The organism is Caulifigura coniformis, from assembly GCF_007745175.1.
GTDB classification, from domain to species: Bacteria; Planctomycetota; Planctomycetia; order Planctomycetales; family Planctomycetaceae; genus Caulifigura; species Caulifigura coniformis.
On record NZ_CP036271.1, the window covers coordinates 4,003,688 to 4,029,675 of the forward strand.

Sequence of the window (25,988 nt, forward strand, 5' to 3'; positions counted from 1 at the left end):
GATGCCAGTCCCTGCTTCCGCCGCCTTCGCGGACACCGAGGAACTCTCCCGCGGACTCGCCTCCGGCGAATGGACCTCCGTCGAACTCGCGAAGTTCTTCCTCGAGCGCTGCCGCACACACGGCCCGCGCCTGAACGCCCTCGCCACGCTCCTCGAAAACGAAGCTCTCGCGGCGGCCGAAAAATCCGACGACGACCGACGCGCCGGAAAAATCCGCGGCCCGCTGCATGGAATCCCGTTCGGCGCCAAGGACCTGCTTGCGTTTCCCGGCCATCCCACCACCTGGGGCGCGGCCCCCTATCGCGATCGCGCCATTGATCAGGAAGCGACCGTCCTCAAGCAACTCCGTGATGCCGGCGCGGTCCTGATCGCCAAGCTGTCGATGGTCGAGATCGCCGGCGGCATGGGGTACACCTCGGCCGAGGCCGCGTTCAATGGTCCCGGGCGAAATCCGTGGAAAACGGATCGCTGGTCGGGAGGCTCCTCCAGCGGTAGCGGGTCCGCTGTCGCCGCCGGCCTGGTTCCCTTCGCCATCGGCTCCGAAACCTGGGGCTCCATCACCAGCCCCGCCGGAAACTGCGGCGTGACAGGCCTCCGCCCGACCTACGACACCGTCAGCCGCGACGGCGCCATGGTCCTTTCGTGGACAATGGACAAGGTCGGCCCGCTCGCCCGCACCGCGCGCGACGCCGCGAAGGTCCTCCAGGCCATCCGCCTTCCAGAACTTCCGCCAATCCCTGCGGGAGTCGACCTCAAAACCCGCCGCGCCAGAATCGGAGTCCTTCGGAACGCCGCCGATAAATGTCAGCCCGAAGTCGCAGCCAACTATGAAGCCTCGCTCACGCTGCTTCGCGATTTCGCCGACATCGAGGAGGTCGAGCTCCCCGATCTCCCGTACAACGCCGTCGCCGACATGGTGATCGCCTGCGAGGCTGCGGCCGCTCACGAAGATCTCATCGATTCCGGGCAGGTGGCCAACCTCACGCACCCGGACGACAAATGGCGGGTCTATCCCGACCTCATGATCCCCGCGGTCGATTACATCCGCGCGATGCGCGTCCGCACCGTCATGATCCGCCAGTTCGGCGAGTTTCTGCAGCGATTCGACGCCGTGGCGACTCCCACCCTTCCCACCGTCAGCTGCCCTGTTGACGTGCGGTTCTCCGTCTGGGGGAAGGGGTTCGAGTTGTCGCAGATCAGCGCCGCCTCGAATCTCACGGGGGCTCCGGCCATCACGATTCCCAACGGTTTCGGGGCCGACCACCTTCCGACGGGCCTCCAGCTCGTCGCCGCCGTCCATCGCGAGCAGTCGCTCGTCAACCTGGCCGCCGCCGTTCAGGAGCGAACCCGCTGGCATCGGGAATCGCCGCCCGAGTTCGCGTAGGTCGTCCGGACGCACCCGGGCGGCAACTCCCGTTGACCCCGCCCGTCGTTTTCCGGGATACCTCCGCCACCCGAACTTCAGGTGGACGCATGCCCAATTCGCACCCTCTCCGTTCCGCCTCATCCTGGACGCGGCTTCTTCTCGCGGCGCTCGGGCTGACCCTCTTCGCACTGGGCATTTCCGGATTTCTCTCGGCCATCCTCAACGCCGCCGGCGATGGCGTCGGCAGCCGGGCGTTTTCCGGCCTGAAGGGCGGATTGGCGTGGCTGGCCGCGGGGGAGTGCATCGGCATGCTTCTCCTGCTCGCGATTCGGCTGGAATGGGATCCCCGTCGAGCGGTTTCGGAGTAATGGCGGGGCTCCTCCGGCAAGGTTTTCCGCTGCTTCGGACGGCCGATTCTCACGCCGAGGGTCGACCTAGCCTCATCGGTCAGGCCTGCTAGAATCCGGACGCACGACGGAGGACGGCCCGCGCGGCGAGTGCGCTCGCGGGTCGCCGTTCGGCTATTGCGCAGGAGAATGTCTGATGTCTGTTGAAGATGCGGTAGATGGCGCCCTCCACGGGATCGATCCGAGTGAGCTCAACGACTGGTTTGAGTCTCTTGAAGATGTCCTCCACCGTTACGGCCCGGAACGCACCCAGCAACTGCTGGTGAATCTCAGCGAACGCGCCTACCTGCGCGGCGTCATGATGCCGTTCTCGGCCACCACGCCGTACATCAACACCATCGCCACCGAGGATCAGCCCCGCTATCCCGGCAACCGCGAGATCGAACGCCGAATCAAGAGCATCATTCGCTGGAATGCGCTCGCGATGGTGCTCCGCGCCAACAAGAAGACCAAGGCCGGCGGGGCCGTGGGCGGTCACATTTCGACCTATGCGTCCTCAGCGACGCTGTACGAAATCGGCTTCAACCACTTCTTCCACGCCAAGACCGCCGATCACACCGGCGACATGGTCTACTTCCAGGGCCATGCTTCACCCGGCATGTACTCCCGCGCCTTCCTCGAAGGTCGGCTGAGCGAATCGCATCTCGAAAACTTCCGCCAGGAAACGACCCGCGGCACGGGCCTCTCGTCCTATCCGCACCCCTGGCTGATGGAAGACTTCTGGCAGTTCCCGACGGTCTCCATGGGACTCGGCCCGATCTGCTCGATCTATCACGCCCGGTTCCTCCGTTACATGGAGCACCGCGGCCTGCTCGATACCTCGAAGTCCCGCGTCTGGGCCTTCCTCGGCGACGGCGAAATCGATGAGCCCGAATCGCTCGGCGCCATCACGCTCGCCTCCCGCGAAAAGCTCGACAACCTCACCTGGGTCGTGAACTGCAACCTGCAGCGGCTCGATGGTCCGGTCCGCGGCAACGGCAAGATCATCCAGGAACTCGAAGGTGCCTTCCGCGGCGCCGGCTGGAACGTCATCAAGGTCGTCTGGGGCGGAGACTGGGATTCGCTTCTCGCCAAAGACCCCGAAGGCAAGCTCGTCCGCCGGATGGGTGAAGTCGTCGACGGCCAGTACCAGAAGTACGTCGTCTCCGACGGCGCCTACATCCGCGACCACTTCTTCGGAACCGATCCCGATCTGCTCGAAATCGTCGACAACCTGACCGACGAGCAGCTCCAGAACCTCCGCCGCGGCGGCCACGACCCTGAGAAGGTGTTCGCCGCCTATCACTCGGCCGTCAATCACAAGGGCGCCCCGACCGTCATCCTCGTGAAGACGATCAAGGGCTACGGAGTGGCTGAAGCCGAAGGCAAGAACATCGCGCACAACGCGAAGACCTTCGACAAGGACTCGTCCGTCAAGAAGTTCCGCGACCGCTTCGGCGTTCCGATCTCCGATGCGGATCTCGACAAGCTCCCCTTCTACCGGCCGGCCGAAGACAGCCAGGAAATGGCCTACCTCCGCGCCCGTCGCGAACAGCTTGGGGGCTATCTGCCCGAGCGCAAGCCGACGACCGAGAAGCTTGATGTGCCGGCGATTGACGATAAGGCTTTCGCCCGCCAGCTGAAGCCGAACGAAGGAACGCATGCCTCCACGACACAGGCCTACGGAGCGATCCTCCAGGGCCTGATGCGCAACAAGGCGATCGGCAAGTACATCGTGCCGATCATTCCGGACGAAGCCCGCACGTTCGGCATGGAGTCGTTCTTCAGCACGTTCGGCATCTACTCCAGCAAGGGCCAGCTCTACGAGCCGGTCGACAAGCTGCTGCCGGACGGCTCGCCGAGCCTGATGTACTACAAGGAAGCCACCGACGGCCAGGTCCTCGAAGAGGGCATCAACGAAGCCGGCGCGATGGGTTCCTTCGTCGCCGCGGGAACGGCCTACGCCAACCTTGGCGTGCAGATGATCCCGTTCTACATCTACTACTCGATGTTCGGGTTCCAGCGCGTCGGCGACCTCATCTGGCTCGCCGCCGATTCCCGCTGCAAAGGCTTCCTCGTCGGCGGGACGTCCGGACGGACGACGCTGAACGGCGAAGGCCTCCAGCACGAAGATGGCCACAGCCAGGTCGTAGCCAGCACGGTCCCCACGATCGTCGCATACGACCCGGCCTACGCCTACGAATTGGCGGTCATCATCCAGGATGGTCTCCGCCGGATGTACGCCGAGAACGAGAACATCTTCTTCTACCTCTCGGTCTACAACGAAGCGATCGATCAGCCCGTGATGCCCGAAGGCGTCAACGAAGGCATCCTCCGCGGGATGTACAAGCTGAAGGGCACCGATTCGGCTCAGGGGCAGGTGAAGCGGCCGCAGCTGTTCGGCAGCGGCACGATCCTCCCCGGAGTCATCAAGGCCCAGTCGATCCTGAAGGAGAAGTACGGGATCGGGACGGACGTGTGGTCGGTGACGAGCTACAACGAGCTCAGCCGCGACGCGATGGCCGCCACCCGCTGGAACCGCCTGCATCCGACCGAAGCTCCGAAGAAGAGCTACATCGAAACGCAGCTGGCCGGTGCGGAAGGCCCGTTCATCTCCGCCAGCGACAACATCCGCGCCTGGGCCGATCAGGTTCGCGAGTGGGTCCCGGGGACGTACACGGTGCTCGGAACTGATGGCTTCGGCCGGTCGGACACCCGCCCGACCCTCCGCCGCCACTTCGAGATTGATGCCGAATGCACCGTCTACGCCACGCTCCACGCGCTGGCCCACGACGGAGCCTTCGACAAGGCCCGCCTGCCGGAAGTCATCAAGGAACTCGGCATCGACCCCGAAAAGGTCGATCCCCGGACAGCCTGACCCGCATCGATCGATTCGCACCTCAAGCACCCCGGCTGCTCACAAGCAGCCGGGGTGCTTTGCGTTTGGAGCGACGCAACCGCGAGACACACCGAGCTCATAGTTTGAGGACGCACGGTGTTTGAGTGACATCTGCCACCCCCCCAAGCCGACGGCTTGCCGTCGTAAACATTCCCAACTCACCCGCCGCGTGAGCGGCGCTGGCCTCCGGTCCATTCGATGCCAGCGATCCCGCAACGCATCACAGATCAAACGGACGAAGCCGAATCGGGATGAACCGGAAACTTTCAACGGTCGTCATCCGTGTGCGCCGTCCGATTCGTGGTTCTCATTCCTGTTCAGCAGGTAAGATCATTGGCCGGATGACCGCCGAAACCGCGAAGCCGAACCGGAAACGCTGGCGATGGATCATCGCTGGCGTTTTGCTGTTTGTGGTGGCTCTCGCAACCGCGTGGTACTGGCCTGGAGTGGACCAGCGATTCCTGGGGACGTGGAGTTTCTCGATTGGGCCGACGATTTCCGTGCGCTGGACCTTTCACGACGACGGTCGTCTCGACATCTGGAGGAAGAGCGGAGCACTTGAAGACACGACCCACGAACGCTGGTTTGTCAGCGGGCGTCGGTTCTACCACGTTCCAGATCAATCGCGACGCGATCACGTAGTCAACTCCGTCGCCCGGTGGTGGGCGATTCTGAATGACAGGGCGATTCCCCTGAAAATCGTCATCGACGAAGTTGGCGCCGACCGAATCAGGCTGCGGCAGGTCTTTCCGGGACCATTTGACGAGTCGCACGTCATGACCCTGACTCGGGTCGCCGAATGACCGCTGAGAACGTTGTGTGGCAATCGTGTTTCAAACGGGACCACGATCCGGCTCCCGCACCGCGGATCTGGTAGCCCTCACCGTAACATCAGACATCAGGGCTTCTTACGACTTTCCGCGCAACCACCCACCCTCAGGTAGAGGAGCACGTACCACAACTCAGGCCGGAGAACCGCATGCCCAAAGCATCACAGCCGCCTGATCGAGAGCATCTTCCGCAGCCACTCCGGCTCGATCGCTGCGCGGAACGGGAGATCGCCTGGCTCTGGCATCCACGAATACCGCTCGGCAAGGTCACGCTCCTCGTTGGCGACCCCGATTCCGGTAAGTCGTTCTTTGCACTCGATCTCGCGGCCCGAGTCTCGCGCGGCCTCGGCGTCCCTCCCGAGCCGGGAATGGAAAAGCCCGGACAGGTGCTGCTGTTGTCCGCCGACGACGATCTGCACGACACGATCCTGCCTCGGCTTCGAGCCGCCGAAGCCGACCTGCATCGGATCACGCTTCTCCCGGCGTATTGCACACGAGGAAACGGCGCACAGCCACTGTCGCTGAACAGGGAATTTCAGTGGTTTGAGGACGTCGTCAAACCCCTCAAGAACCTGCGTTTGATCATCATCGATCCGATCTCCGCCTACCTGCGCGGAGCCGCGGCCTACGATCACTTCACGATTCGCCAGTTTCTTCAGCGGCTCGCGACCATCGCTCGCGAAAAACAGGCCGCCGTCATTCTCGTCTCGCATCAACGCAAGCAGGGGGGCTCGATCGCCATCCATCGTCCGCTGGGTTCGCTCGCCTTCGCGGCCGTCGCACGCATTGTCCTGTTCCTGAAGACCGACCCCTCCGTGATCGGTCGTCGGCTCCTCCTCCCGGCCAAGATGACGCTCCAGTCCGAAGCGTCCGCCCGTGCGTTCACGATCGAAGAGGGGCGAGTCTCATGGGAACCCGCGATCATTCCGGTCGCCTCTGGCGATCTCCACGAGTTCGTCTTCTCGACGGAAGAGATCGACGATCAGCGCGGCCGCGCGAAGGAATGGCTCATCGAACAACTCGAAAAGAAACGCGTTCCCGCCGACGAAATGAAACGGCGCGCCAGGGAACTTCGCATTCCCTGGAGGGTGCTGAGACAGGCCAAAAAGGACGCCAAAGTTCGCTCCGTCCATGACGGCGCTGAAAACCGCTGGTACTGGCAGATGCCTGACAACTGGATTCGCGACTTCCAGGGCATCGCATTCCCCATCGTCATTTAACAGGCTGCCGCCAAAGGTGCGTGCCACGGCTCTGTGAGCCGTGCAAACGTCGAGCACGCTTCGAAATCAAAGGGCTCGAAACGGAGTGGAAATGGCGAATAAGTTCTGCACTAGCTCGTAATGTCTGCTGGACCAGACGCGCCAACCAGGACCGAGGAGTACGCAACCACCCACACTCGCGCCCTCCTCGGTCGCCCTCCCTGAGTTTCGGAGACAGGCATTTCGAAACCGCTCCTGCCATGATTCAACGGAACCTGCCGGAGCAGCACACGTGAGCCACATTCGCACCGCGGTCCTCGGCCTGGCGCTGGCAGCCGTCGTCCCTGCCGTCGCGGCTGAAGGCATTGCCTCCCGCTATCCCGGCGACGCCGGCATCGAACGCGACCCGGCCGTCATCCTCGTCGAGAACTTCGAGGCCCCGCTGGCGGATCTTCACAATCGCTGGGAAACGGTCGTCTCTCCGGAAGACCATCGCGCATCGAACGACGTCGCCCCCGGCAGCAGCGGGAAGAAGTCGCTCGTCATCGATCGGAATTCGTCGTCATCGCCCGGGCTGTACACGCGGCTGAAGAACCCGGCCGGCGGATTCGGTTTCGACAAGGTCCACGCCCGCTACTACGTGAAGTTCGCCGAGGACTGCGGCGAGATCCATCACTTCGGGACCTGCCTGGGAGGGAACAACCCGGCGACGGCCTGGCCGAGCGTGAAGGCAGGGCAGCCGACGGAAGGGGGCAAGTCGTTCTGGTCGGGGATCGAACCGTTTGGATCGAGCTGGACGTGGGACTACTACACGTACTGGCATGCGATGCGCGGGAGCCCGCCCCGCGGCCAGACGTGGGGGAACACGTTCATCCGCGACCCGTCGCTGAAGGTCGAGAAGGGGAAGTGGATCTGCATCGAGCAGATGATCCGGATGAACGACGTCGGCCAGTCGAACGGCGAGCAGGCGCTGTGGATCGACGGAAAACTCGTCAGTCACCTGAAGCCGGGCGAGCCGAAGGGCGTCTGGATCTTCGACAAGTTCACGCCGGGGAAGGGGGGACAGGGCGTCCGCTGGAGCAAAGAGAAGGGGGACCGGGAGACGTTCGACGTCCCGGCCGAGGGGGCTCCCTTCGAAGGCTTCGAGTGGCGGACCGATCCGCGGCTGAACGTGAACTTCGTGTGGCTGTACGCCTACACCCAGAAGCCGGCAGGGCACCGGATCAGGGTGTGGTTTGATGATGTGGTGGTGGCGACGGACTACATCGGGCCGATTCAGAAGTCGCGTTGATGAAAGGGAGTTTCGGGGCGGTGCGTGCTCCCAAGCGGAGGCAGATACTTGGAACATGGCAATCCCAGCATTTCGCCATTGCTGCCATCATGGCCCGCCAGAAGCAGCATCCCACCACGACTTGATTCTGCTAAGCACTCCTCCGTCTCTCTTCCTGTACTCGGAGAGTTCCAGCATGATTTCGTCGTAATCGGGATCATCGACGCGTCGTCCCAGCATCCGCCCGGCCATCACGTCAAACACAAGGTCCTCGCCGCGACATTCCCGATCGACCTGCGCCATTGGACATTCGCGCAGGACGCCTGCTTCCTCCGGCAGTGGTTCGCCTTCGTTCGCAAACAGTGGATCATCGGCGGTTCCAGCGGCGACGCGGATCAGCTTTCCGCGGGAATAGACGGCGTAACCCCACAGGTTCACCACGCTGCTCAGAACGACTGCCAAGACTTCTCCATTCGGGTAAATCTGCAGGAAACGCGACCGGAAATCGGTCCCGGCGACGCGACCTGCCGACTTTCCAATGATGCGGTACGAAACGTCGTCGAAGAAATCGGCCGAGCGATCGACGTCGCAGAGGATCGCGCCGTGAGGGTAGGCGCCAAGAAACAGCGTCCCGGAATCGGGATACATGGCCTCATCGAAAATCGACCGCCCCACTCGCTCGTGGTCTGAAAGACCAAGTTTCTCCCGCAGACGGTCGGCTGCTTCCGGGTCGTGAGGAGGCAGCGACGAGAAATACGCCGGTACGTCGGTTGCAAAGACCGCGAAGCACTTCCAGCCCATGAGGTAACCTCGGAATGATTTTCGCACTCGTCGATGGATAACGCGTCCAGACGTCAGCGATCCGCTACATCCGGATTCCGATTTTGGCGAGATTGTTCCGCGCCTGTTCGGCCGGCGTGGTGTCGGGATAGGCCTCGACGAGTTCGCGGAGCACTTTGACCGCGCCGTCGCGGTCCCCCGCCTTCGCGCGGCGGCGGGCGTCGTCCAGCAGGCGCCGCGCCGTCTGCTCGGCCTCCACCGGCGAGGTCCGCGGGGCTGCCTCCGCCACCGGCGGCTGCCAGCCGACATCGGGTTCCTCCTCGACGGCGTCGTCGTCTTCCCCGACATCGTCCGCTGCAAAACCGGGCGTCGAGTTTTCGTGGGAGATCGGCGCGGGGACGCCCGATCCCCCGGCTTCGGCCAGCATCCGGATTGTCCGCTGGATGTTGACGAGGTCCGCAAACCCGAACAGTCGGTTCTTGATCCGGCCCGATTCGAGAACGACGGCAATCGGAAGACCGCTTTGCGAGAAGATGGCGATCAGCAGCCGGCGCTTGAGGAAGTAGGTGACGATCAGCGCCACGCCGAGTACGCAGATCAGCAGCCCGATGATCTGCAGCGGAGCCAGGTCGGCCGCGAAGTAGTTCGACGCTCCAAAGAACAGGAAGAAGGCCCCGAGGACGGCCTTGGGCAGCGGGCGATACTCGGCGACGTGGATGTCCGCCACCCGGGCGATCGGGATGAGCTCGACCGAGCTACCGGTGAAGGTCGTCGTCTCGCAGTTGACTTCCTCGTGCGTGACGAGAAGCCGCGCGGTCGATTTCAGTCCCACCAGTCCGAGCAGAAATGGGACGAGCCCTTTGCGGCGTCCGAGCAGGTCGACCAGCGGCGGGGCGGGGGGCGTCGGCCTGGGGACGAGGGAATAGCGCTGCGGAGTCTGGACGTTCTGCAGAGGTGGAATCAGCACGGCGGCCCTGGCGAATGCGGACGAAGAACCACGCCCAGGTCCGCGGTCGTCAATGGCCCCGGACCGACATCACGCCATCATGCCCGCTGCCGCGAGCCGAATCCATCGTCAACCGATGGCGAACGCGTCGAGCGGGAGTTCGGTCGATTCGCCGGTCATCCGCTGTTTCATCAGGCGGGCGGTCACCGGCGAGAGGTGGAGCCCGGCCCGGAAGTGGCCGGCGGCGATGAACAGGTTGTCGTAGCCCGGCGCCGCGCCGAGGTAGGGTTGTCCGCGGCGGGCATGCGGACGGAAGCCGGCCCAGGTTTTTTCCACTTCGGCCTGCTTGAGAGACGGGACGAGGCGGTGGGCGAACTCGATCAGGCCGCGAACGCCCTGCTCGGTGTTTTCCTTCACGAAGCCGACCCACTCCTCCGTGGAGCCGGCCAGCACGCGGCCGTCGCTTCTGGGGACGACATATTGCTTGCCGATTTCGACGGTGTGGCGCAACTGCCGCTTCGGCGTGCGGAACAGCACCATCTGACCGCGGACGGGCTCGATTTCGAGAGGAATCCCAACGCTCTTCAGGATCTCGCCGCTCCAGGCGCCGCCGGCGACGAGAAACTGGTCGCCCGAAACCGGACCGGCCGCGGTGGTGACCGAGTGGACTCGCCCGCCGCGGGCTTCGAAGCCGGTCACCTTCCGGTTCGTCGTGAGGCGCACGCCACGTTTCCGGCAGGCGGCTTCGAGCGCATGCATGTGCCACGGATTGCGGACCTGGGTGCCATCCGGAAGGAGGAACCCTGCGCCGAGGCCTTCGGCGACCATCGGCTCCAACTCACGAATGCGCTGTTCCGACAGGGCCTCGGCTTTGACGCCGTTGACGATCCACTCCCGCATTTCAGCGTCGACCGACTGGCCGGGCTTCAGGATCTGGATTTCGGGGCAGGGCTCGAAGCCGTTGTCGACGCCCGATTCCTCTTTCAGTTCACGGGAGATGACAGGCCACATCTCGGTGGCGCGGCGAAGCAGGGGGACCAGCGGGTCGTTCGGATCGCCGCGATGCCCGGGAGGAAGCAAGCCGGCGCCTGCCCATGAGGCTTCCTGGCCCAGTTCCGACTGATCGATGACTTCGACCGTTCTTCCTGCCTTCGCGAGTTCCCAGGCGGTGGTCAGCCCCATCACGCCGCCGCCGATAATCACCACATCTGACATCAGGATTCAGGATTCGTGCAGGATCAGGGATCAGGTGAGGTTCATGCTGAGGAGGAACTCGTCGTTCGTCTTGGTGCGCTTCATGCGGTTGACGAGCAGTTCCATGGCTTCGACGGGGTTCATGTCGTTGAGCACGCGGCGGAGGATCCAGACCCGCTTGAGCTCTTCCTCGCTCATGAGCAGCTCTTCGCGGCGCGTGCCGGAGCGATTGACGTCGATGGCGGGCCAGATGCGTTTTTCGACCATGCGGCGGTCGAGGTGAAGCTCGGTGTTTCCGGTCCCTTTGAACTCTTCGAAAATCACCTCGTCCATCTTCGAGCCGGTGTCGATGAGGGCCGTCGCGATGATCGTGAGGCTGCCTCCCTCTTCGACGCAGCGCGCGGCGCCGAAGAAGCGCTTGGGATGCTGCAGGGCATTGGCGTCGACGCCGCCGGAGAGGATTTTTCCGGAGTGGGGGACTTCGGTGTTCCAGGCGCGGGCGAGACGGGTGATCGAGTCGAGGAAAATCACGACATCGACGCCGAACTCCACCATCCGCTTGGCCTTCTCGATGACCATTTCGGCCACCTGGATGTGCCGGCTGGGCGGTTCATCGAACGTGCTGGAGATGACTTCGCAGTTGGGCCCTTTGACCTGACGCTCCATGTCGGTCACTTCTTCGGGCCGCTCATCGATCAGCAGCACGATGACGTAGGCGTCGGGATGATTTTCCAGCACGGCTTTCGCCAGCCGCTGCAGGAGGACCGTTTTGCCGGCGCGGGGGGGAGAGACGATCAGTCCGCGCTGGCCCATGCCAATGGGCGTGACGAGGTCCATGACGCGCGTGCTGAGTTCATCCGGCGTCGTCGCGAGCTTCAGCCGCTTCTGCGGATGGAGCGGGGTGAGGTCGTCGAACGGGACGCGCGTCGACTGGACGTTCGGGTCGTGGCCGTTGATCGCTTCGACGCGGAGGAGCGCGAAATAGCGTTCGTTCTCCTTGGGAGGCCGGATCGCGCCGGCAACGGTGGCTCCGTTCTTCAGGCCGAAGCGCCGGATCTGGCTGGGGGAGACGTAGATGTCGTCGGGGCAGGGGAGGTAGTGGTAATCGGGGCTTCTGAGGAAGCCGAAGCCGTCCGGGAGGATTTCGAGCGTGCCCTCGCCGAACATCAGACCGTGCATCTTCGTCCGCTCTTTCAGGATGCGGAAGATGAGGTCCTGTTTCTTCAGCCCGGCGTATTCGGAGATGTTCTCACGCTGGGCGAGGTCGAGAAGCTCCTTCATCGTCAGCCGCTGAAGGGCCGCGATGTGGATGTCGCCCTTTTTGACTTCTTCGTATTTCAGATCGGCCTGGGCGAGGAACTCGGGGTATTCCTCTTCGTCCTCGTCAGCATTCGCAGGACGTCCGTCGACGGCGCCGGCTGACGCTGCGCCTGTGGACGTGCGTTTGATGGGCGGATCGGATGGATCGAATCCACCATCGCTCCGGAGAGGGCGCGGCGACGCGGGCTTGATGGGACGTGCCATGGCAACAGTCTGCGCGAACGCGCAAGGGGGGAGGTGCAGGACGCGGAGGGAGGATGTGTCGAACCGGCAACCAGATGTCGCCGGGGGGATGTGATGATCGGTTGCGAACTCCTATTTCGCGGCCGAGGCGACCAGGCGCTGGATATATTCGTACATCTGACTCCCTGAGTTGTCGAGGGTCCGGCCGTTGTCGACGATGAAATCGGCCTCAGCCCGCTTGCGTTCGATGGGCCACTGACTGGCCTCCCTTCGGCTCAGCTCCTCACTGTTCCAGCCACGGGCGTGGACCCGCTGGAGGCGGATCTCGCGAGGGACTTCGATGAAGACGACGGCGTCGCAACGATGCTTCCAGCCGGCTTCCAGGAGGAGGGGGGCATCCAGCAGAACAGCCGTAATTGTTTCCCCGTCGTCGAATTCGGCCAGCTGCTGCTCGCGGAGGCGTTCGATGGCGGGGTGAACGATCTGTTCGAGACGCAGGCGGGCGGCCTGCTGTTCGGCAGATGGCCCGAAGACCCGGGCGGCCAGGGCAGGGCGGCTCACCAGGCCATCAGGGCCGAGGATGTCGGGGCCGAATTCAGCCTGGAGCTGGTCGCGGACGTCCGGCAGGGCGAGTGCTCGATGGCCGTCGCGGTCGGCATCGATGACGCGGATCGACGGGTCGCGCTCGGCCACCCAGCGGCAGACCGCTGATTTTCCGGATCCGATTCCCCCAACGACGCCGACGATAATCATAGTTTGGTGTGCAGTGGCCAGTGGCGGAGGGAGGAAAATGGCGGAGTCTGGGAGGTGGCTGGACTCTTCTGGACTCGGTTTTGTCATCCTGCAACAATTGCCGAACGGACAGGATTCCCGTCTCTGCAACTGCCACGGATCGGCACGATGTACAAACTGCTGCTTTCGAGCCGGTATCTTCGCACACGGTTCATTGCGCTCGCCAGCATTGTCAGTGTGATGCTTGGCGTCGCCACGATGATCGTGGTGAACAGCGTGATGACGGGCTTCAGCATGCAGATGCGTGAGCGGATTCACGGTATTCTCGCGGACGTGATGATCGAGACGCAGAGCGCCGACGGCGAAGATCATCCCGAACACTACATCCGGGCGATCGAAGACGCCGCAGGGCAGTACATCGAGGCGATCACGCCGACCGTCGAGGTGTACGGCATGATGACCTTTCATTTCATGGGGATGCCTTTCAACCGGCCGGTCACGCTGATCGGAATTGATCCGCACGGGAAGGATCTCGTCAGTCCGCTGAAGGAATACCTCCGCAGCCGCCAGACACGGCATGAAGGAGAGACTCTGGTCGGCCCGGAACGCCCGGTCGATGAGCCGCTGGACTGGTCACTGTCGGAGCCGGCACGGAAGTATCGGGAAAACTGGGCTCCCTACGAGCGCAACCGCCAGGAAATGGCTGCGATGGAAGGGGAGCTGGCCGCGCCGAACGTCGTGATGGCCTCGGCCGATTCGAATTCGTCGACGGCCGTCGAGCCGGCCGATGTTTCACCGTTTGGCCCCGTGGACGGGATGGTCGATCCGTTCGGGGAGTCGTCGGGGACGTCGCCCGATTCCACGGCCCCGCAGCCGGCCCGGCTGTTTGTCGGGGAAGGCCTGTTTTCGTTCCTCGAGACGGGCGAAGACGGCAAGCCGGTCCAGAAGTTCGTCGTCCTGCCAGGTGAGGACGTGAGCATTACCACCGTCAAGCAGGGCAAGCCTGAGCCGGTCAGCTTCAAGGCAACGGTGGTCGACCTCTTCAAAAGCGGGATGAGCGAATACGACTCGACGCTCGTGTTCTGCAGCCTGGAGCATCTCCAGAAGTTCCGCGGGATGATGTCGCCGCCGGAAAAGCCAGGCGCGGGTGCGACTCAGCCGCAGATTGAAAAATGGATGGCCGCGATGAACGGCTGGCAGAGCAACGAGAACCTCGACTGGCGGAACGGGAAGTTCACGACGCTGCAGATCAAGCTGAAGGACCCGCGGACTGCGGGAACCGTCGTGGACCTTCTCCGGAGGTGCCGCGACCTCGAATTCCATCGGTTCCAGGTGAAAACGTGGGAGCAGAAGCAGGGGCCGCTGCTGGAAGCCGTTGAAGTGGAGTCGGCGATCCTGAACGTGCTGCTGTTTCTGATCATTACGGTGGCCGGGTTCGGCATTCTCGCGATCTTCTACATGATCGTGGTCGAGAAAACGCGCGACATCGGGATCCTGAAGGCGCTCGGCGCAAGCTCGCGGGGCGTGATGTCGATCTTCCTGGGATACGGACTGGCGCTCGGAATCGTAGGAAGTGGCGTCGGGGTGGGAATCGGCCTGCTGTTCGTCCACTACATCAACGAGATCGAGCATGTCATCTCGTGGATCCTGGGACGCAAGGTGTTCGACGAAAACATTTACTACTTCCACGAGATCCCGACCGTCGTGCAGCCCGGCATGGTGGCCTGGGTGGCGCTGGGGGCCGTGGTGATCGCGGTGCTGGCGAGCGTGTTGCCGGCGCGTCGCGCGTCGTCGCTGCATCCGGTCCGCGCCCTGCGTTTTGAGTAAGAGGCATCAGGGGGCTGACGCCCCCCGCTCGCCTGACTTCGACAGTTCACTCCTGACCACATTCCTTTCAGGCGAACCGATGCCAGCGGCCACTCCTTCGATCGTCCCCATGCAGAAATCGGCATCGCCCTATCTCGCCGCCCAGGCGCTCGACAAGGCCTACCGCAAAGGGCAGTGTGCGGTGCCCGTGCTCCGCGGAGTCGACATCACGGTGCAGAAAGGGGAGTTCCTTTCCATCGTCGGCCAGTCGGGCTCGGGGAAAAGCACGCTGCTGCACCTGCTCGGCCTGCTCGACGTTCCCGACATGGGACGGGTGTCACTGAACGGCAAACGGATCGACGACCTGCCGGCATCGACGCGCGACGAACTCCGCAATCGTGTGTTCGGATTCGTCTTCCAGTTCTACCATCTCCTCCCGGAACTCACGCTGCTGGAGAACGTGCTCTCAACGCTCATGATCCGGCATTCCGTGTTCGAATACTGGCGGATGCGGGGCCAGTTCCGCGACGCGGCCTGCTCGATGATCGAGAAGGTCGGCCTGGCGCATCGTCTGAAGCACCGGCCCTCGGAGCTTTCGGGCGGCGAGATGCAGCGGGCGGCGATTGCCCGGGCACTGGTCGGCCAGCCGGAAGTCCTGCTGGCGGATGAACCGACCGGAAATCTCGACGTCCAGACGGGGCGGGAGATCATGTCGCTGCTGACGAAGCTGAACGCCGACGAGAAGCTGACGATCGTCATGGTGACGCACGACGACGCGATCGCCCGCCGGGCGGAGCGGATCGTGAACCTGCGCGAAGGGCGGCTACAGTCGCTCGAAGACGCGGCCTGAAGTCGATCGCCGTCCATTTCCTCCGTGTGGCGCTGTCGACTCCGTGTCTTCCAGGGCCAGCGGATTGACGATTCGCCCAGCGGCCTGCTCAAGACCGTTTCAGCCCGACCGTTCTTCGTTGACGCCGTTGGCGGGCGGTGATTCCTGTCTGCGAACTCACAAGCAGGGCAGGGTGTCTGGAGAATGGCTGCTGTCGGATTTAGACTCCGGGCGAGTCATCCCGAGTCTTTCATTTTCAGCTGATTGAGTCTGCCATGCAGGTGTACGTCAACGGGGCCCTCCTTCCGAAGGAACAGGCTGTCGTCAGTGTTTTCGACCACGGGCTGCTGTATGGCGATGGCGTGTTCGAGGGGATCCGCGTCTATGGAGGGAAGGTGTTCCTCCTGGGCGAGCACATCGAGCGGCTGTACGAAAGCGCGCGGGCGATCCGGCTGGTGATGCCCATCTCGCCGGCGGAGATGACCGCGGCCGTTGAGAAGACCGTGGCCGCGAACGGCATCAGGGATGGATACGTGCGTCTGGTCGTGACGCGCGGCTCGGGGTCTTTGGGTCTCGACATCCGGAAGACGAGCGATCCGCAGGTGATCGTGATCGCCGATACGATCTCGCTCTATCCGGCCGAATTGTACGAAAAGGGAATGCAGATCATCACGGCGAGCACGATCCGGAATCATCCGGCGGCGCTCAGCCCGCGGATCAAGTCGCTCAACTACCTGAACAACATCCTCGCGAAGATCGAGGCGACGGATGCCGGGGCTCCCGAAGCGATCATGCTCAACCACAAAGGGGACGTCGCCGAGTGCACGGGCGACAACCTGTTCCTGGTGAAGAAGGGGGAACTGCTGACGCCCCCGGTCGATTCGGGCGTCCTCGATGGCGTCACGCGGCGGGCCGTGATGCGGCTGGCCGAAGGGGCAGGGGTGACGGTCCGCGAAGTCACGCTTCAGCGGCACGACGTGTATGTCGCGGACGAGTGTTTCCTGACCGGGACGGCGGCGGAAGTGATTCCGGTCGTGGGCGTCGATGGTCGGATGATCGGCGACGGGAAGCCGGGGCCGGTCACGCAGGATCTGCGCCAGCGATTCCAGCGACTGACGCGGGGCGAACTCACGTTGTAACGACCCGGCTCCCGGTTAGTGGGAGCCAGGGCCGTCCGCACGGTGGCCAAATTCAGACCGGGGTGCGAATCCGGATCAGTGTCCGAAATCGGACGAGGCGGCGTTCGGCCTGTCGCCGAGGATGTCCTGGCGGCGCCGGGACTCGGCTTTGACGCCGAGCATCGTGAGCAGGACGAGCGCCGAAACGACGAGACCGCAGACGAGCAGGGCGACGCTGGGATCGACGCCCGCGCTGCGGACCTGGACGTTGGATCGGAGGCGTTCTCGGGACATCGGATCGTTTCTGGAGGAAGGCAGCCGGAAGTCTCTGATCCCGTGCAGCGTCCATACCGTGGGCCGGGCGATCGGGAGTCGTGCCGGAACCTTGGAAAAGAGCGGGGCGCAGCCTGCGGGGCGCGCACAGGCTGTTTCGATTTCTGAACATCGGCGCCAATCTTCCGAAGCGCCGATTCCGGCCGAAATCGGAGAGTCCTTCGTCGTCAAGGCCCTTGAGGGTGCGCTATAATCGGTTGGCGCGTCGACGGCGCGTCTCTACGGCCCCGCGGAAGGACGGACTATCGTGGCGAATACGATCATCGACGACTACGAGCTCGTGAACTGCCTGGCCACGGGCAATATTTCACAGATCTGGGAAGTGAAGCAGGTCTCGTCGAGCCAGACTTTCGCGATGAAGCTGCTGCTGCCGGAAGCGCTCGCGGACGCCGATCACAAGGCGTCGCTCAAGCACGAAGCGTCGGTGGGGAAGAGGTTCGACCACCCCAACATCATCCGCATTCTCGACCTGAAGCTCTCCAAGAAGCACGGCTACTTCACGATGGAGTACTTCCGGGCTCCGAACCTGAAGTCGATGCTGCGGAGCGACCTGACGGGCGCTCGGGTGCGCGTGAAGAAGCTGATGGAATGCGTCACCCAGGCCCTGGCCCACATCCATGAAAAGGGATGGGTGCACCGCGACGTGAAGCCGGACAACATCCTCATCAGCAAAGGATCGGAAATCCGCGTCATCGACTTTTCGCTGGCGGCTCCCCCCAAGGGGGGAGTGGGGCGTCTCCTCCACAGCAGGAAGGGGGCCGTCATTTCAGGCACGAAGACCTATCTACCTCCCGAGTTAATCCAGCGCGAGCCGCTGGGGATTGCCGCCGATATCTACAGTCTGGGAGTGACGCTCTACGAAGTGCTGTGCGGACGCCCGCCGTTCATCAGCGGGAATCCGAACGAACTGCTGATGATGCATGTGCGCGACAGGCCCGAGAAGCCGTCGGGCTGGAACGATAACGTGACGCCCGAGTGTGATGCGCTCGTGCTGTCGATGCTGGCCAAGAAGCCGAAGGACCGCCCCGCGAACATGCAGGAGATCTTCGCGGCAGTCCGGAACCTGAAGTTCTTCAAGGTTGAGGCGGACGACTACGCAAAGCAGAAGGCCTCCCAGAAGGAAGAAGACTTTTCCAAGAGCCTGAGCGCGCGGCTCGACAGCCGCGTTGATGCCGGCCGAACCGACGAGGAGAAGGCGTTCGTCGCTGCGGAGGCCAAGAGAATCGCCACTGAAAAAGCGGCGATGCTCGACGCAGCAAAACGGCGGCTGGCGAAGAAGGGGAGTTCGAGCACCCCGGTTCCCGCAAAGCCCGGCGCCGCCGCGGCGGCCCCACAGTCGCCCGCTCCGATGCCAATGCCGATGCCCGTGGCGCCGCCGGCATACGGCTACCCGCCGGGCTACCCGCAGCCGATGATGCCGGGTTACGCCCCGATGCCTGGGATGCCGATGCCCGGCATGCCCGGCGCAGGAATGCCGATGCCCGGTATGCCGGGTTACGCCCCAATGCCTGGGATGCCCATGCCGGGCATGGCGCCAGGAATGATGCCCGGCGCCCAGATGCCGGGGATGCCTCCCGGAGCGATGCCCGGTTTCCCGGCGGCTCCGCTGCGTCCTCCCCTGGCGCCGGCCCCCCTGCCTCCTTCCGCGAAGGCAGCGCCCGCGCCCCAGCCCGCGAAGCCCGCCGAAGAGATTCCGCTGATGGAAGAGCTTCCGGACGTGCTCTGAGGCATCCCGATTGGGGCGACGCCTGCTACACTCTGCCCCGATCAACCTGCGCGCCGCGTCGAGGCCCGGCCGCTCCACAATCTCCTGACATCGCCGGGGCTTCCTGCACGGAGGAGCCAGGGCGCCACGATTCGCATGGCCGCATTGAATCCACTCCCCTTCGAGAAGCCGATTTTCGACCTCGAAGCCCAGATCGAGCAGCTGGAACGCCAGCCCCATTCGTCGGACGAATTGAAGGAGTCGATCCGGCAACTTCGTCTCGAACTCGTGCGTCGCACGCGCGAAATCTACGAAGGACTGAAGCCCTGGGAAGTGGTCAGCGTGGCGCGGCATCCCAACCGTCCGCAGACGATGGATTACGTCGAGCTGATCTTCGACGAGTTCGTCGAACTGCACGGCGATCGGGCGTTCGGCGACGACCGCGCGATCCTCTCGGGGCTGGCCCGCATCGATGACCAGAAGGTGGTCTTCATCGGTCAGCACAAGGGACGGAACCTCGATGAGCGGATCGAGCACAACTACGGAATGGCGCATCCCGAGGGGTATCGCAAGGCCCTGCTCCGGATGGAGATGGCCGCGAAGTACCACCTGCCGGTCGTCTGCTTCATCGACACCGCGGGAGCGTATCCCGGCATCGGCGCCGAAGAGCGCGGCCAGGCCTACCAGATCGCGCTCAACCTGCGGGAGATGTCCCGCGTCAAGACGCCGATCGTGTGCATCGTGATCGGCGAAGGCGGCTCGGGCGGCGCTCTCGGAATTGGCATCGGCGATCATGTCGCCGTTCTGCAGTATGCGTACTACTCGGTCATCAGCCCGGAAGGCTGCGCCGGCATTCTCTGGAAGCATCCGAAGTTCGCCGACAAGGCCGCGGACGCCCTGCGCTTCACGGCGAAGGATCTGCTGCAGTTCGGCGTGGTGGATGAAGTGATCGCCGAGCCGCTCGGCGGCGCGCATCGCGATCATCGTCGCATGGCCATTTCGCTCAAGGCGTCGATCCTGCAGGCGCTCAAGCAACTGCGCCCGCTGTCGCTCGAGCAGGTTCTCGACCGGCGTTACGAGAAGTTTCGCCGGATCGGCATGTTCGAAGAGAACGCCGCGGAGATCGTCGCGGCGGAAGCCGGCTGAAGCGAGTTCGCCGCGACGCGCAACAGGGGCCGTTCTTCTGCATGAGAGCACACCATGGTTCGCGCACTTGTCGTCTTCCTCGTTGTTGTCGGCGTTCCCTGCTGTCACCTGTCCGCCGCCGATCCGCAGCCGTGGAGGAAAGCGATCGAGGAGCTTCAGGCCCGGCCGGAATACCGGCATTCGCACTGGGGCATACTGGTCGCTGATCTCAAGACCGGTGACACCGTTTTCGAGATGAACAGCGACAAGCTGTTCGCGCCGGCGTCCGTCACGAAGCTGTTCAGCGTCTCGGCGGCATGGGCCGAACTGGGACCGGACCACCGGTTTTACACTCCGGTGTTCCGCCGCGGGGAAGTGGTCGACGGCGGCCGCCTGGAAGGGGATCTGATTCTCCAGTCGGTCGGCGATCTGACGCTCGGCGGACGGACGACTCCCGAGGGTCGGATCGCGTTCCGCAACGTCGACCATACGTACGCCAACGGCAATCACTCCGCGCAGCTCGTGGAGGAAGATCCGCTGGCGGGGGTGCGATCGTTGGCGCGGCAGGTGAAACAATCGGGCATCGCCCGGATCACCGGCGAGATCCTGGTGGATGACCGGCTGTTCGACTCCGCTCCGAGCACCGGGAGTGGTCCGACGCGGGTCACTCCGGTGCTCCTCAACGACAATGTCCTCGACATCCTGGTGACGCCGGCGGAAGCGGGGCAGCCGGCGAGGGTCGCCACGCGTCCCGAGGGGTCGGTCATTCGCGTCGACTCACTGGTCGAAACGATCGCGGCGGACGGCAAGGTGAATCTTCGCTACTTTTGGGGCGGCCCGGGGCGTGTTGTGGTCCGCGGAGAGATTCCGGCCGGCCGGCCGCCGGTCGTGAAGGTGCTCGAATGGGGCGATCCCGACTTCACGCTGCGGGCGGCGTTCATCGACTCACTCAGGGCCGAGGGCGTGACGGTCGACGCGAGCGCGTTCGTGCCGCAGCGCTCCGGAAGCCTGCCGCCGGCTGCGTGGTATTCCGGCGCTCCGCTGGTGGCGTCTCTCGAGTCGCCGACGTTCGCCGAAAACGCGCGGCTGATTTTGAAGGTCAGCCACAACCTGCATGCCAGCACGCTGCCGCTGCTCCTGGCCGCCCGGCGCGGACGGCGCACGCTCTCTGAGGGGCTCCAGGTGGAGGGTGAGATTCTCGCCCGTCTGGGGGTCGACCGGGACACGATTTCTTTCGGAGGAGGAGCAGGGGGAGACAGGGCCGATTTCGTGACTCCGCGGGCAACGCTTCAGCTGCTCCGATCGTGGTCGGTCCGTCCTGATTTCGATCGCTTCCGGGACTGCCTGCCGATCCTGGGTGTCGACGGGACGCTGGCGACGATTGGCGTCGACAGCCCGGCCAAAGGGAAAGTTTTTGCGAAGACCGGCACGCTCTACTGGGACAACCTGTTGAACGACCGGACCGTCCTGACGGCCAAGGGACTGGCGGGCTACATCGACGCGGCGAGCGGCCGGAAGCTGGCCTTCGCGTTCTTCGTCGGCATGACCCATTTGCCGAACTCGGAGGCGACGGTGCGGGAGGGCAAGACGCTGGGCCAGCTGGCGGAGATCTTCCAGCAGGCCTTCTGATGGCCCGGCGGCAATCAGCGTGAATCCCTCGGAAAACCCCCATCCCAAGGGAACATAACGGACATTATCGGACGTTGGAGAACAGGTCTTTTCGGGATGTCACACGGCTCTTGCGGCCGTGCGACCCCTTCGCCTCGCTGCCCGGCTGTGGGCCGCGGCGCTTGTCGACATGGTCTCTCGCCTGGTCATGAATCCTCTGTTCGCGGCTGTGTCGGAGTGATCGCTCGAAGGTGGGCCGGACGGATCGGATTCGATCGGCGGCGTGCCTCGGGCGCCGCGATCCGGGATTCCGGATGCGGGTTCGTTCTCCCCCTGCCGGAAATGTGATACGAACCGATCCGGGGGTGCAAGCCCCTCCCTCGGGCCACCCCTCGCCCCGGTCACGGTCGACCTGGCGGCGGCGCCTGAAACTGGATCAGCAGAAGCGAGTCAGGAATGAGTTTCCCGGAAGTCAGCCAGCAGCTCGAAGTCATCCGCCGCGGCGTCGAGAAGATCGTGCCCGAAGCGGAGCTGGCGGACCGTCTGAAGAAGAGCCGGGAGACCGGGACGCCCCTGCGGGTGAAATACGGAATCGACCCGACCGGGATCGACGTCCACCTGGGGCATACCGTCCCTCTGAGGAAGCTCCGGCAGTTCCAGGACCTCGGGCACCAGGCGGTCATCATCATCGGGAACGCCACGGCGATGGTGGGCGATCCCAGCGGCCGGGATCACGCGAGGGCCAAACGTCTCTCGGCCGAGGATGTCGAAGCGAATGCCCGCGACTACCTGACCCAGGTGGGAAAGGTCGTCGACCTCTCGAAGGCCGAGGTGCACCGGAACGGCGACTGGTTCGGGAAGATGTCGTTTGCGGACATCCTGAACCTGTGCGGCAAGGTGACCGTCGCTCAGCTGCTGACCCGGGACGACTTCGCCAAGCGAATGGCGGCCAGCTCGCCGATCTTCCTGCACGAGTGCCTGTACCCGATCATGCAGGCCTGGGACTCGGTGATGATCCGTTCGGACATCGAGCTCGGCGGGACCGAGCAGCTGTACAGTTTCATGCTCGCCCGCGATCTCCAGCGCGACGCCGGACTGCCCGAGCAGATTGGCGTGATGTCTCCGATCCTCGTGGGCCTCGACGGCGTCCGCAGGATGGGGAAGAGCCTCGGGAACTACATCGGCATCCACGAGCCGGCCTACGAGATGATGAAGAAGTTCATGCAGCTTCCGGATGCCTGCATGAGAATGTTCTACGAACTGCTGACCCAGGTTCCGCTGCCTGAGATCGAAACGCTGCTCGCGGGGCACCCGAAAGAGTGCAAGTTGACGCTCGGCCGGCTTGTCATCGCGCAGTACCACGGCGAAGCGGCCGCCGAGGAAGCGGCCGCGCGGTGGCAGCGTGAGATTTCAGACGGGGCGCTGCCGGCCGACATTCCGACGGCGACCCTGTCGCGGAGCACGCTCCAGGGGGACGGAATGCTGGCGGCCCACCTGCTCAAGTCTCTGGGCCTGTGTTCATCGACCAGCGAGGCGCGCCGCGCCATTCAGCAGGGAGGCGCGTTCACCGGCGAAGAGAAGACTCCGCTGACCGCTCACGACCAGGTGGTTCCGCTCTCGACCGGGCTGCTGGTGTGGGTCGGCAAGAAACGCGTGAAGCGGATCGAGCTCGTCGATTGATCAACACTCCGCGATGACTCACTCGTCTGCAATACCGGAAGGAACGAACGCGAACGGCGACGCCGCCTATCGCGCAGCGATGGACTACATCCTGCTGCGGCTGAACTACGAACGCGTTTCACACGATTCGTACAGCGTCGAAGACTTTCGTCTCGCACGCATGGCCCGACTGCTCGAGCTCCTGGGCCAGCCTCAGGCGACCCTGCCCGTCGTTCACGTGGCCGGCACCAAGGGGAAGGGTTCCACGTCCGCAATGCTGGCGTCGATGCTGCGGGCCGCGGGCCTGCGGGTCGGCCTGTTCACCTCGCCGCACATCGTGCGTTTCGAAGAACGGATGACGATCAACGGCGTCGAGCCCTCGGCGGAAGAGATCGTCTCGCTTGTCGCGCGGATCCGGCCGGCCGTCGAAACGCTCGTTGAGGAGATGCCTCCGGGCCCCACATACTTCGAGGTGACGACTGCCCTCGCCTGGCTGCACTTCCAGTCGTCTCGCTGCGACATCGCGGTGATGGAAGTGGGGCTGGGGGGACGCCTCGATTCCACCAACCTCTGCAATCCGGTCTGCTGCATCATCACGAGCATCAGCCGCGACCACATGCGACTTCTCGGCGACACGCTGCCGAAGATCGCCGCCGAGAAAGCAGGGATCATCAAGCCCGGTGTGCCGGTCATCTCCGGGGCCGAACAGCCGGAAGTCGTCGAGGTGATTTCGAAGACGGCCGACCGCGCCGGCGCGCCGCTCTATCGCCTGTCGAAGGAGATCGGACTGGCTGTCGGCGACATCGACGCATCGCGCGAACTTCCGCAGCACCGGGCAACAGTGGAAACGCCCTGGGGACGTCACAACGCTCTGAAAACTCCCCTCCCCGGCGCTCACCAGTGTCGGAATCTTGCCCTCGCCGTGACGGCCTTCGATCTGCTGAATCACTCGTGGAGAACTCTGGATTCCGGGGCGATTGCCCGCGGCCTCGACAGCCTCCGCTGGCCGTTGCGCATCGAAGAAGTGCGACGCAATCCGAGGGTGATCCTCGACAGCGCGCACAACGACGCGTCGGCCGCGGCGCTATGCGCGACGCTCGAACCTCTGCAGGCGTCACGCCGAGTGCTGATCTACGCGACGTCGCGTGATAAAGACGCCGCGTCGATGCTGAAGATCTTCAATCGCGGCTTCGACGAGGTGATCCTGACTCGCTACATCCACAATCCGCGTGCGCTGCCGGTCGACCTGCTCGCCCAGCTCGCGGCCCAGGAACTGTCGATCCCCTGGTCCACCGCTCCCGATCCGCAGGCCGCATGGAATGCGGCGCTCAAGGCGGTCGATTCCCACGGGCTGATCTGCGTCAGTGGGTCGGTGTTCCTCGCTGCGGAGATGCAGCCAATCGCCGGAGGCCTGGAATGAGTCGGGCCGGTGGAAGCGGCTGGCTGGTCGCCATCGGGCCCGCGCTGTTCATCGCGGTGGCCTGTGCCTTCGTCGGAGACTTCACCGCCGGTTGGGCCCTGGCGATGGCCCTGCTCGCAGTCGTCGTCGGCGCGATCGGACGGCTCGTCGCCGGCAGGGAATCCGCCTCGTTCGAGCCGGGCGACGCGCCCCCTTCGAGGCCGGCGGCCCGCCCTCTCACGCGCCCGTCGGCCGAACTGTTCGAGGCCGTCCTAGGGACAATGATCGACGGCGTCGTTGTCGCCAATCGGTCCCAGAGCCTGCTCTACGTCAACCGGGCGGCCCGCAACCTTCTCGACCTCGGAGAAAAGTCGGTCGCGGGACGGCTGATTTCCGAAGTGTCGCGCTCGGCCCAGCTGCAGGAAGTCATCGAGACCGCGCTCTCGACCCGCCTGCACCAGCGCACCGAGCTGCAGCTGATCCGGCAGAAGCTGACGCTCGCCGTCTCGGTCGCCCCGCTCGATCTCGAGCCGGCAGGCGGAGTGCTGATCGTCCTGCACGACGTCACTGAACTCCGCCGGCTGGAACGGATGCGACGCGAGTTCGTCTCGAATGTGTCGCACGAACTCAAGACTCCTCTCACCTCGATCCAGGCATATGCGGAAACGCTCCTGAGCGGGGGTCTTGAAGACGACGCGAACAATCGGAAGTTCGTCGAACGCATCCAGGAACAGGCCGAGCGACTGCAGACGCTGATTCTCGACCTCCTTCGGCTGGCGAGAATCGAGTCGGACGAGGTCGCGTTCGAGATCCGCGCCGTCGATGTCGGGGACATCGTGCTCGACTGCGTTCGAGACCGGCAGGACCTCGCGACGGCGAAAGGGCTATCCCTGGTCACGAAGTCTCCCGATGGTCCGATCATGGCCACCGCCGAGGCCGAGGGACTCTCAACGATTCTGAGCAACCTCGTCGACAACGCGATCAACTACACCCCTTCCGGGGGGCGGGTGGAGATCGAATGGAGTCAGCCCGGCGAAGAAGTCGTGATCTCCGTGACGGACACGGGAGTCGGCATTCCGCTGGAGCATCAGCCGCGCGTTTTCGAGCGGTTCTATCGTGTGGATCGCGCGCGGTCTCGCGAACTGGGAGGGACGGGCCTCGGCCTGTCGATTGTGAAGCATCTCGTGCACGCGTTTCGCGGACGCATCGAACTGGAAAGCCAGCAGGGACGCGGAAGCCGGTTCACAATCTGGCTGCCGGCCGGAGAGTCCGAAACGCGTTCCCTCCCCCGTTCGTGAACG

21 protein-coding genes are annotated in these 25,988 nt (G+C 64.1%); 15 read left to right on the forward strand and 6 right to left on the reverse strand.

The features are described from left to right. Position 1: 1 nt before the first annotated feature. The 6 genes from Pan44_RS16155 (at position 2) to Pan44_RS16180 (ending at position 7,971) form a co-directional block, all read left to right on the forward strand. Positions 2-1,384: an amidase gene (locus tag Pan44_RS16155; protein ID WP_145031045.1), complete on the forward strand. Its 1,383-nt coding sequence runs from the start codon at positions 2-4 to the stop codon at positions 1,382-1,384. 89 nt (positions 1,385-1,473) lie between these two features. Beyond that, positions 1,474-1,734, forward strand: coding sequence for a hypothetical protein (locus Pan44_RS16160; protein ID WP_145031046.1), 261 nt, complete (start codon positions 1,474-1,476; stop codon positions 1,732-1,734). 175 nt (positions 1,735-1,909) lie between these two features. Next, positions 1,910-4,630, forward strand: coding sequence for a pyruvate dehydrogenase (acetyl-transferring), homodimeric type (aceE, locus tag Pan44_RS16165; RefSeq protein ID WP_145031047.1), 2,721 nt, complete (start codon positions 1,910-1,912; stop codon positions 4,628-4,630). A gap of 362 nt (positions 4,631-4,992) precedes the next feature. After that, positions 4,993-5,454, forward strand: coding sequence for a hypothetical protein (locus Pan44_RS16170; protein WP_145031048.1), 462 nt, complete (start codon positions 4,993-4,995; stop codon positions 5,452-5,454). A 176-nt stretch (positions 5,455-5,630) separates the two neighbouring features. Next, positions 5,631-6,701 (forward strand): AAA family ATPase, encoded by a 1,071-nt coding sequence (locus Pan44_RS16175; protein ID WP_145031049.1) that lies wholly within the window; start codon positions 5,631-5,633, stop codon positions 6,699-6,701. A gap of 271 nt (positions 6,702-6,972) precedes the next feature. Then, positions 6,973-7,971 (forward strand): hypothetical protein, encoded by a 999-nt coding sequence (locus Pan44_RS16180; RefSeq protein ID WP_145031050.1) that lies wholly within the window; start codon positions 6,973-6,975, stop codon positions 7,969-7,971. Between the two features lie 87 nt (positions 7,972-8,058). Here Pan44_RS16180 and Pan44_RS16185 read toward each other — a convergent pair whose 3' ends face one another. The 5 genes from Pan44_RS16185 to coaE form a co-directional block, all read right to left on the reverse strand. Further along, a complete protein-coding gene (locus tag Pan44_RS16185) occupies positions 8,059-8,751 on the reverse strand; it encodes a DUF6928 family protein (protein WP_145031051.1) in 693 nt (230 codons plus the stop codon). Positions 8,752-8,815: 64 nt separating this feature from the next. Beyond that, positions 8,816-9,697, reverse strand: a complete 882-nt coding sequence (locus tag Pan44_RS16190) for a tetratricopeptide repeat protein (protein ID WP_145031052.1) — start codon at positions 9,695-9,697, stop codon at positions 8,816-8,818. A 108-nt stretch (positions 9,698-9,805) separates the two neighbouring features. Continuing rightward, complete coding sequence (gene thiO, locus Pan44_RS16195; protein ID WP_145031053.1) at positions 9,806-10,891, reverse strand: glycine oxidase ThiO; 1,086 nt, start codon at positions 10,889-10,891, stop codon at positions 9,806-9,808. Between the two features lie 30 nt (positions 10,892-10,921). After that, a complete protein-coding gene (rho, locus tag Pan44_RS16200) occupies positions 10,922-12,394 on the reverse strand; it encodes a transcription termination factor Rho (protein ID WP_390620537.1) in 1,473 nt (490 codons plus the stop codon). Positions 12,395-12,505: 111 nt separating this feature from the next. Continuing rightward, on the reverse strand, positions 12,506-13,126 hold the full coding sequence (gene coaE / locus Pan44_RS16205; RefSeq protein WP_197453378.1) for a dephospho-CoA kinase: 621 nt from the start codon (positions 13,124-13,126) through the stop codon (positions 12,506-12,508). 147 nt (positions 13,127-13,273) lie between these two features. On the opposite strand from coaE, the gene Pan44_RS16210 reads away from it, so the two are divergent. The 3 genes from Pan44_RS16210 (at position 13,274) to ilvE (ending at position 16,879) form a co-directional block, all read left to right on the forward strand. Next, positions 13,274-14,932 carry an ABC transporter permease gene (locus Pan44_RS16210; RefSeq protein WP_145031055.1) on the forward strand — a complete coding sequence of 553 codons (1,659 nt, stop codon included), beginning with the start codon at positions 13,274-13,276 and terminating at the stop codon, positions 14,930-14,932. A gap of 79 nt (positions 14,933-15,011) precedes the next feature. Next, complete coding sequence (locus tag Pan44_RS16215) at positions 15,012-15,761, forward strand: ABC transporter ATP-binding protein (RefSeq protein WP_197453379.1); 750 nt, start codon at positions 15,012-15,014, stop codon at positions 15,759-15,761. Between the two features lie 254 nt (positions 15,762-16,015). After that, positions 16,016-16,879 (forward strand): branched-chain-amino-acid transaminase, encoded by an 864-nt coding sequence (ilvE, locus tag Pan44_RS16220; RefSeq protein WP_145031056.1) that lies wholly within the window; start codon positions 16,016-16,018, stop codon positions 16,877-16,879. A gap of 75 nt (positions 16,880-16,954) precedes the next feature. On the opposite strand, the gene Pan44_RS16225 is transcribed toward ilvE, so the two are convergent. Continuing rightward, positions 16,955-17,152: a hypothetical protein gene (locus Pan44_RS16225; protein WP_145031057.1), complete on the reverse strand. Its 198-nt coding sequence runs from the start codon at positions 17,150-17,152 to the stop codon at positions 16,955-16,957. Between the two features lie 286 nt (positions 17,153-17,438). On the opposite strand from Pan44_RS16225, the gene Pan44_RS16230 reads away from it, so the two are divergent. The 6 genes from Pan44_RS16230 to Pan44_RS16255 all read left to right on the forward strand — a co-directional run bounded on the left by Pan44_RS16230 (position 17,439) and on the right by Pan44_RS16255 (position 25,985). Next, positions 17,439-18,917, forward strand: coding sequence for a serine/threonine protein kinase (locus Pan44_RS16230; RefSeq protein WP_145031058.1), 1,479 nt, complete (start codon positions 17,439-17,441; stop codon positions 18,915-18,917). 135 nt (positions 18,918-19,052) lie between these two features. Then, complete coding sequence (locus Pan44_RS16235; protein WP_145031059.1) at positions 19,053-20,042, forward strand: acetyl-CoA carboxylase carboxyltransferase subunit alpha; 990 nt, start codon at positions 19,053-19,055, stop codon at positions 20,040-20,042. A 54-nt stretch (positions 20,043-20,096) separates the two neighbouring features. After that, complete coding sequence (gene dacB, locus Pan44_RS16240) at positions 20,097-21,650, forward strand: D-alanyl-D-alanine carboxypeptidase/D-alanyl-D-alanine endopeptidase (RefSeq protein ID WP_145031060.1); 1,554 nt, start codon at positions 20,097-20,099, stop codon at positions 21,648-21,650. 435 nt (positions 21,651-22,085) lie between these two features. Then, complete coding sequence (tyrS, locus tag Pan44_RS16245) at positions 22,086-23,309, forward strand: tyrosine--tRNA ligase (RefSeq protein WP_145031061.1); 1,224 nt, start codon at positions 22,086-22,088, stop codon at positions 23,307-23,309. Positions 23,310-23,322: 13 nt separating this feature from the next. Beyond that, positions 23,323-24,708: a bifunctional folylpolyglutamate synthase/dihydrofolate synthase gene (locus tag Pan44_RS16250; RefSeq protein WP_145031062.1), complete on the forward strand. Its 1,386-nt coding sequence runs from the start codon at positions 23,323-23,325 to the stop codon at positions 24,706-24,708. Further along, a complete protein-coding gene (locus tag Pan44_RS16255; RefSeq protein WP_197453380.1) occupies positions 24,705-25,985 on the forward strand; it encodes a sensor histidine kinase in 1,281 nt (426 codons plus the stop codon). Before Pan44_RS16250 ends, Pan44_RS16255 begins: the two co-directional genes overlap by 4 nt. The last annotated feature ends 3 nt before the right edge of the window (positions 25,986-25,988 follow it).

Coding starts and splice junctions, on each gene's coding strand:
- Pan44_RS16155 (WP_145031045.1), top strand. CDS start 2: ATGCCAGTCCCTGCTTCCGCCGCCTTCGCGGACACCGAGGAACTCTCC.
- Pan44_RS16160 (WP_145031046.1), top strand. CDS start 1,474: ATGCCCAATTCGCACCCTCTCCGTTCCGCCTCATCCTGGACGCGGCTT.
- aceE (WP_145031047.1), top strand. CDS start 1,910: ATGTCTGTTGAAGATGCGGTAGATGGCGCCCTCCACGGGATCGATCCG.
- Pan44_RS16170 (WP_145031048.1), top strand. CDS start 4,993: ATGACCGCCGAAACCGCGAAGCCGAACCGGAAACGCTGGCGATGGATC.
- Pan44_RS16175 (WP_145031049.1), top strand. CDS start 5,631: ATGCCCAAAGCATCACAGCCGCCTGATCGAGAGCATCTTCCGCAGCCA.
- Pan44_RS16185 (WP_145031051.1), bottom strand. CDS start 8,751: ATGGGCTGGAAGTGCTTCGCGGTCTTTGCAACCGACGTACCGGCGTAT.
- thiO (WP_145031053.1), bottom strand. CDS start 10,891: ATGTCAGATGTGGTGATTATCGGCGGCGGCGTGATGGGGCTGACCACC.
- rho (WP_390620537.1), bottom strand. CDS start 12,394: ATGGCACGTCCCATCAAGCCCGCGTCGCCGCGCCCTCTCCGGAGCGAT.
- coaE (WP_197453378.1), bottom strand. CDS start 13,126: ATGATTATCGTCGGCGTCGTTGGGGGAATCGGATCCGGAAAATCAGCG.
- Pan44_RS16210 (WP_145031055.1), top strand. CDS start 13,274: ATGTACAAACTGCTGCTTTCGAGCCGGTATCTTCGCACACGGTTCATT.
- Pan44_RS16215 (WP_197453379.1), top strand. CDS start 15,012: ATGCCAGCGGCCACTCCTTCGATCGTCCCCATGCAGAAATCGGCATCG.
- ilvE (WP_145031056.1), top strand. CDS start 16,016: ATGCAGGTGTACGTCAACGGGGCCCTCCTTCCGAAGGAACAGGCTGTC.
- Pan44_RS16225 (WP_145031057.1), bottom strand. CDS start 17,152: ATGTCCCGAGAACGCCTCCGATCCAACGTCCAGGTCCGCAGCGCGGGC.
- Pan44_RS16235 (WP_145031059.1), top strand. CDS start 19,053: ATGGCCGCATTGAATCCACTCCCCTTCGAGAAGCCGATTTTCGACCTC.
- dacB (WP_145031060.1), top strand. CDS start 20,097: ATGGTTCGCGCACTTGTCGTCTTCCTCGTTGTTGTCGGCGTTCCCTGC.
- tyrS (WP_145031061.1), top strand. CDS start 22,086: ATGAGTTTCCCGGAAGTCAGCCAGCAGCTCGAAGTCATCCGCCGCGGC.
- Pan44_RS16250 (WP_145031062.1), top strand. CDS start 23,323: ATGACTCACTCGTCTGCAATACCGGAAGGAACGAACGCGAACGGCGAC.
- Pan44_RS16255 (WP_197453380.1), top strand. CDS start 24,705: ATGAGTCGGGCCGGTGGAAGCGGCTGGCTGGTCGCCATCGGGCCCGCG.